Source organism: Marinobacter sp., from assembly GCF_041686475.1.
Classification (GTDB): Bacteria; Pseudomonadota; Gammaproteobacteria; order Pseudomonadales; family Oleiphilaceae; genus Marinobacter.
On sequence record NZ_JAWLDU010000105.1, the window covers coordinates 1 to 5,417 of the forward strand.

At 56.6% G+C, this 5,417-nt stretch carries 5 protein-coding genes; 1 reads left to right on the forward strand and 4 read right to left on the reverse strand.

Going from position 1 to position 5,417, the window contains the following annotated elements:
- Positions 1–9: 9 nt before the first annotated feature.
- The 4 genes from ACESMB_RS14550 to dbpA form a co-directional block, all read right to left on the reverse strand.
- Positions 10–1,332, reverse strand: coding sequence for a sodium ion-translocating decarboxylase subunit beta (locus ACESMB_RS14550; protein ID WP_372927418.1), 1,323 nt, complete (start codon positions 1,330–1,332; stop codon positions 10–12).
- Between the two features lie 13 nt (positions 1,333–1,345).
- Positions 1,346–3,145 (reverse strand): sodium-extruding oxaloacetate decarboxylase subunit alpha, encoded by a 1,800-nt coding sequence (gene oadA / locus ACESMB_RS14555; RefSeq protein ID WP_372927419.1) that lies wholly within the window; start codon positions 3,143–3,145, stop codon positions 1,346–1,348.
- A 42-nt stretch (positions 3,146–3,187) separates the two neighbouring features.
- A complete protein-coding gene (locus ACESMB_RS14560) occupies positions 3,188–3,445 on the reverse strand; it encodes an OadG family protein (RefSeq protein ID WP_372927420.1) in 258 nt (85 codons plus the stop codon).
- Positions 3,446–3,658: 213 nt separating this feature from the next.
- Positions 3,659–5,032, reverse strand: a complete 1,374-nt coding sequence (dbpA, locus tag ACESMB_RS14565) for an ATP-dependent RNA helicase DbpA (protein WP_372971936.1) — start codon at positions 5,030–5,032, stop codon at positions 3,659–3,661.
- Between the two features lie 104 nt (positions 5,033–5,136).
- Between dbpA and ACESMB_RS14570 the strand changes: the two genes are divergently transcribed.
- The coding region (locus tag ACESMB_RS14570) for a DUF2058 family protein (protein ID WP_372971937.1) at positions 5,137–5,417 on the forward strand (281 nt) is incomplete at its 3' end.

Genomic DNA, 5,417 nt, shown 5'->3' on the forward strand with positions numbered 1-5,417 from the left:
GTGAAACGATCAGCCCAGAAGCTTGATCATTACACCCGCAGCCACCGCAGAGCCGATAACGCCGGCCACATTGGGGCCCATGGCGTGCATCAGCAGGAAGTTCTGCGGGTTGGCTTCAAGACCAACCTTGTTGGTCACCCGAGCCGCCATCGGCACCGCGGATACCCCGGCAGAACCAATCAGCGGATTGATGGGCTCCTTGACGAAGGCATTCATCAGCTTCGCCATCAGGACACCCGTTGCGGTACCCACAGCGAAGGCCACAATGCCCAGCCCCAGGATGCCCAGGGTCTGGCCGTCCAGGAAGCTGTCAGCCATCAGCTTGGAGCCGACCGAAAGCCCCAGGAAAATGGTGACGATGTTAATCAGCGCGTTCTGGGCAGTGTCACTCAGGCGCTCAACCACACCACATTCACGCATCAGGTTACCGAAGCAGAACATACCCAGCAGCGGAGCTGCGTCCGGGAGGAACAGGGCTACAGCAACCAGCACCACGATCGGGAACACAATTTTCTCTTTCTTGGTCACCGGGCGCAGCTGGGTCATCTTGATGGCCCTCTCTTTCTTGCTGGTCAGCGCCTTCATGATCGGCGGCTGAATCATCGGAACCAGAGCCATGTAGGCGTAGGCCGAGACCGCGATCGCACCAATCAGGTGGGGCGCCAGCACACTGGACACATAGATGGACGTCGGGCCATCCGCCCCACCAATGATACCGATGGCGGCGGCTTCCAGGATAGTGAACTCAAGAATGCCTGCCCAATCCAGCAATGCAGCACCGATCACTGTTCCGAAGATGCCGAACTGGGCAGCAGCACCCAACAACAGCGTCTTGGGGTTGGCCAGCAGCGGACCGAAGTCCGTCATCGCACCCACACCCATGAAAATCAGCAGCGGCCCAACGGTGCTCCCAATAACAATGGTGTAGAAGTTGTAGAGCATGCCATTGCCATAGCCATTATCCTGGGCAACCGCATTGGCCATGCTTATGCTGGCGTAACTGGCATCCTTGTACGCAGCCTTGAACGCCTCTTTGACCTCTGGCGTTACCGCCTGGCCGGCCTGATAGGATACGTCCAGAACACTCGCCAATGCAGCCAGCGCCTCGGGTTTGGCAAAGTGAATGGCATTTTCTGCCGCCGACAGGGCCAGCCCTGCCTCCGGAATGTTCGCCAGAATGCCACCGAAGCCAATCGGCACCAGCAACAATGGCTCGAACTTCTTGCGAACCGCAAGATACAAAAGCCCAAGGCCGATGAGGATCATCACCACCTGGCCCGGTTCTATATTGAACAGGCCACTGCCTGTCCACAACGTCATTAATTTTTCCATGGAATGCTGGCCCTTATGCGATTGTCAGCATTTCATCATCAACGGAGACGGCATCACCGACCTTGATGAAGACTTCGCCGATGGTACCGGCCTTGGGTGCGCGCACCTCGGTTTCCATTTTCATGGCTTCTAGGATGATCATCACATCGCCTTCTTCAACGACGTCACCGGGCGAAACCAGTACCTTGAAGATGTTGCCACCCAACGGTGCCGGAACCGGCTCACCACCGCCGGTAGGCGCTGGCGCAGGCGAAGAAGCGGCAGGCGCCGATGCGCCGGAACCGTCCTTGCCCTCAATCTGGCTGATCTCACCGCCTTCACTAACAGCAACCACGTATTCCTTACCGTCGACTTCCACGGTGTAGGTCTCCGAGGCACCCTTCTTGGCCGGAACTGATGCCGCAGATGCGTCTTCTTTGGTTGGTACCGGTTCGAAGGCATCGGGGTTGCCGCGGTTCTCAAGAAACTTGAGGCCAATCTGCGGGAACAGGGCATAGGTGAGCACGTCATCCACTTCCTGCTCCGCAAGCTTGATGTCTTTCTCTTTCGCGATATCCCCGAGCTCTTTGGTCAGCTTGTCCATTTCCGGCTCGATCAGATCCGCCGGACGGCAGGTCACTGGCTCTTTTCCGTCCAGAACGCGATCCTGCAACTCCTTGTTCATTGGTGCCGGTGCAGCACCGTACTCGCCCTTGAGAATGGCGGAGGTTTCCTTGGAGATGGACTTGTAACGCTCACCGGTCAGTACGTTCAGTACCGCCTGGGTGCCGACGATCTGGGATGTAGGCGTTACCAGTGGGATAAAGCCCAGGTCTTCACGTACCTTGGGGATTTCGTCCAGAACCTGGTCGAACTTGTCGGCCGCGTTCTGCTCTTTCAACTGGTTTTCCATGTTGGTCAGCATGCCACCCGGTACCTGGGCAATCAGGATGCGGGAGTCAGTGCCCCTGAGGCTGCCTTCGAACCTGGCGTACTTCTTACGGACCTCACGGAAGTAACTGGCTATCTCTTCAAGCAGGTTCAGGTCAAGGCCAGTGTCACGATCGGTTCCTTCAAGAATCGCAACCACCGCTTCGGTGGGCGAGTGACCGTAGGTCATACTCATTGAGGAGATGGCCGTATCGACGTTATCGATGCCGGCTTCCGCTGCCTTGACAGCGGTTGCGGTAGACATGCCGGTCGTCGCGTGGCACTGCATGTGAATCGGAATATCCAGCTCTTTCTTCAGGCGGCTGACCAGATCGAAAGCAACGTAAGGCTTGAGAATGCCGGCCATATCCTTGATGGCGATGGAGTCCGCGCCCATGTCCGCGACTTCCTTCGCAAGCTCTACCCACATCTCGATGGTGTGCACCGGGCTGGTGGTATAGGCAATGGTACCCTGGGCATGCTTGCCCGTCTTACGAACGGCCTTGATAGCGCGATCCAGGTTACGGGGATCATTCATCGCATCGAAAATACGGAACACATCAACGCCATTTTCGGCGGCACGCTCACAGAAACGGTCTACCACATCATCCGCGTAGTGCCTGTATCCCAGCAGGTTCTGGCCGCGCAGAAGCATCTGCTGCTGGGTATTCGGCATGGCTTTTTTCAGCTCACGGATGCGCTCCCACGGGTCTTCGCCCAGATAGCGAATGCAGGAGTCAAAGGTAGCTCCACCCCAGGATTCCAGAGACCAGAAGCCTACTTTGTCCAGCTTCTCGGCAATGGGCAGCATATCGTCAAGCCGCATGCGGGTGGCCAGCAGGGACTGGTGGGCGTCGCGCAGAATAACGTCCGTAATCCCCAGCGGTTTCTTTGTGTCAGTCATCGTGTCAGCCTTCTGTTTAAAGGTTCTAATCTGTCTGCCAGGTCACTTCTTGTGGCGTGACCGGTATTGTGCAATCGCTTTTTTGATCGCTTCAGCGGTGCCAGGATCAACTGGAGACGGCGCTGAAGGCTTTGCACGTGATTTAATGGCTGGGGCTGCAGGTTCAGGCTCAGCCGGGCCAAACCGGAGCACCAGTTTTGACATGAGCAGGGTTGCAAACACCAGTATGATAAGGAATGTGAATACAAACCCCATGCCTGCGACCATCAGATCAATGGCTTGTGACATCAGCTCATTCATAACGAATAGCTACCTGTATTGAGTGATTGATTTTTCCGATTTACCTGATATTCATTGGACCACGCCCATAACAGAGGCAATTCGGCGGACAAAATCCCGCGTAATTTACCGTTTTCCGACCCGCTGAGCAACCTAATTGCAGGTTTCAATAAGTGGTTTCCGAGCGCTCTGGCCCATACTGACGCGCTTTCAGCAGGTAAAAGCAATTATCATTCATGCATAACGTACACGCATTTTCCGGCCTTTGATGCGACCCTGTTCCAGCCTTTTCAGGGCCATAGCCGCTGATTCCTTTTCAACCGCAACAAAACACTGAAAATCAAAGAGATCGATCTTCCCGACCACTTTGCCGGGAAGCCCCGCCTCTCCGGTTAGCGCACCAAGGACGTCCCCCGGCCTTACCTTGTCTTTGCGCCCACCGGCAATGCACAGGGTTTTCATCGCGGGATCAGACGGTTTCAGCGGTGTGGCCAGCAGATCTGCCGTATTACCCCACTCCACAGGCTGTTTGCGGCCTGCCTCCAGGCGGTTGAGCTTGTGGGCCTGGGATGGCGTGCAGAAGGTGACCGCCAGCCCCTGCTCTCCCGCGCGGCCGGTTCTTCCAACCCGATGGGTGTGTACCTCCGGATCACGGGCAGGCTCTACATTCACCACCAGCGGCAACGACTTGATATCAAGGCCACGGGCGGCAACATCGGTCGCGACCAACACAGAACAGCTCTGGTTACCAAAACGCACCAGAACACTGTCACGATCCCGCTGCTCAAGATCGCCGTGCAAAGGCAAGGCTGAAAAGCCCAAACCATTCAATTCGCTGGCAACTTCATCGCACTGCTGCTTGCGGGTACAGAAAGCGATACAGGAAGCCGGCTGATGCAGCGACAGCAACGCCGCCAGTGCCTGAACCTGCTGCCCCGGAGCAATTTCAAAAAACCGTTCACTGATATCGGACTCAACGGCCTGGCTATCGATGCGCACATCCGCCGGGTTGTTCTGGTACTGCTCACTGAGTTTGCGGATATTTTCCGGCCAGGTGGCGGAAAACATCAGGGTCTGCCTTTTTGTCGGCGCCTGGCTGATGATGTCCTCTACAGCCTCCTGAAAGCCCATATCCAGCATCCGGTCCGCCTCGTCCAGAATCAGGGTTTCAAGATGGTCCAGATTCAGAGTCCCCTTGCGTAGGTGGTCCTGGAGACGCCCGGGGGTTCCCACCACAATATGGGCGCCGTGGCTGAGGGAGCCGATCTGCGGGCCAATGGATACCCCGCCACACAGCGACAGGATTTTCACGTTATCCCTTGCCACGGCCAGCTCCCGCAGGGATTTGGCTACCTGGTCCGCCAGTTCCCGCGTTGGGCAGAGCACCAGCCCCTGGACCACGAACCTGCGCGGGTTCAGCTTCTCTACAAGGGGAATACCGAACGCAGCTGTCTTGCCACTGCCAGTCTGAGCCATGGCGATCAGGTCACTACCCATCAGTGCATGGGGCAAAGCACCTGCCTGTATAGGTGTCGAGTTTTCAAAACCAAGTCGCGAAAGGTTCGCGAGCATCGGCCGGGAAAGACCCAGCTGGCTGAATGACGGCATAAAAATTCCTGGAAATAGCAAATAGAGATGGGTTCGACCGGGAAGGTTCCGAGCGTATACTGGGTGCAGTTTACCAGAAATCGCAAACCATCACGGAGCATTGAATGCCATCACTACAGGATCAGCTGTTAAAAGCCGGCCTGGCCGATGAGAAAAAGGCCAAGGCCATTCGCAATGAGAAACACAAAAAGCGCAAGCAGCAACCCAAAGGCACTGTTGAAGTCAACGAAGCGGAGGTTCGTGCACGCCAGGCACGGGAAGAAAAGGCAGAGCGGGACAGGCTGCTGAACCTTGAGCGCCAGAAGGAAGCCGAGAAAAAGGCCATCCAGGCACAGATTCGGCAACTGGTGGAAACCAACCGCCTTGACCGGTCCCGCGGTGAGAC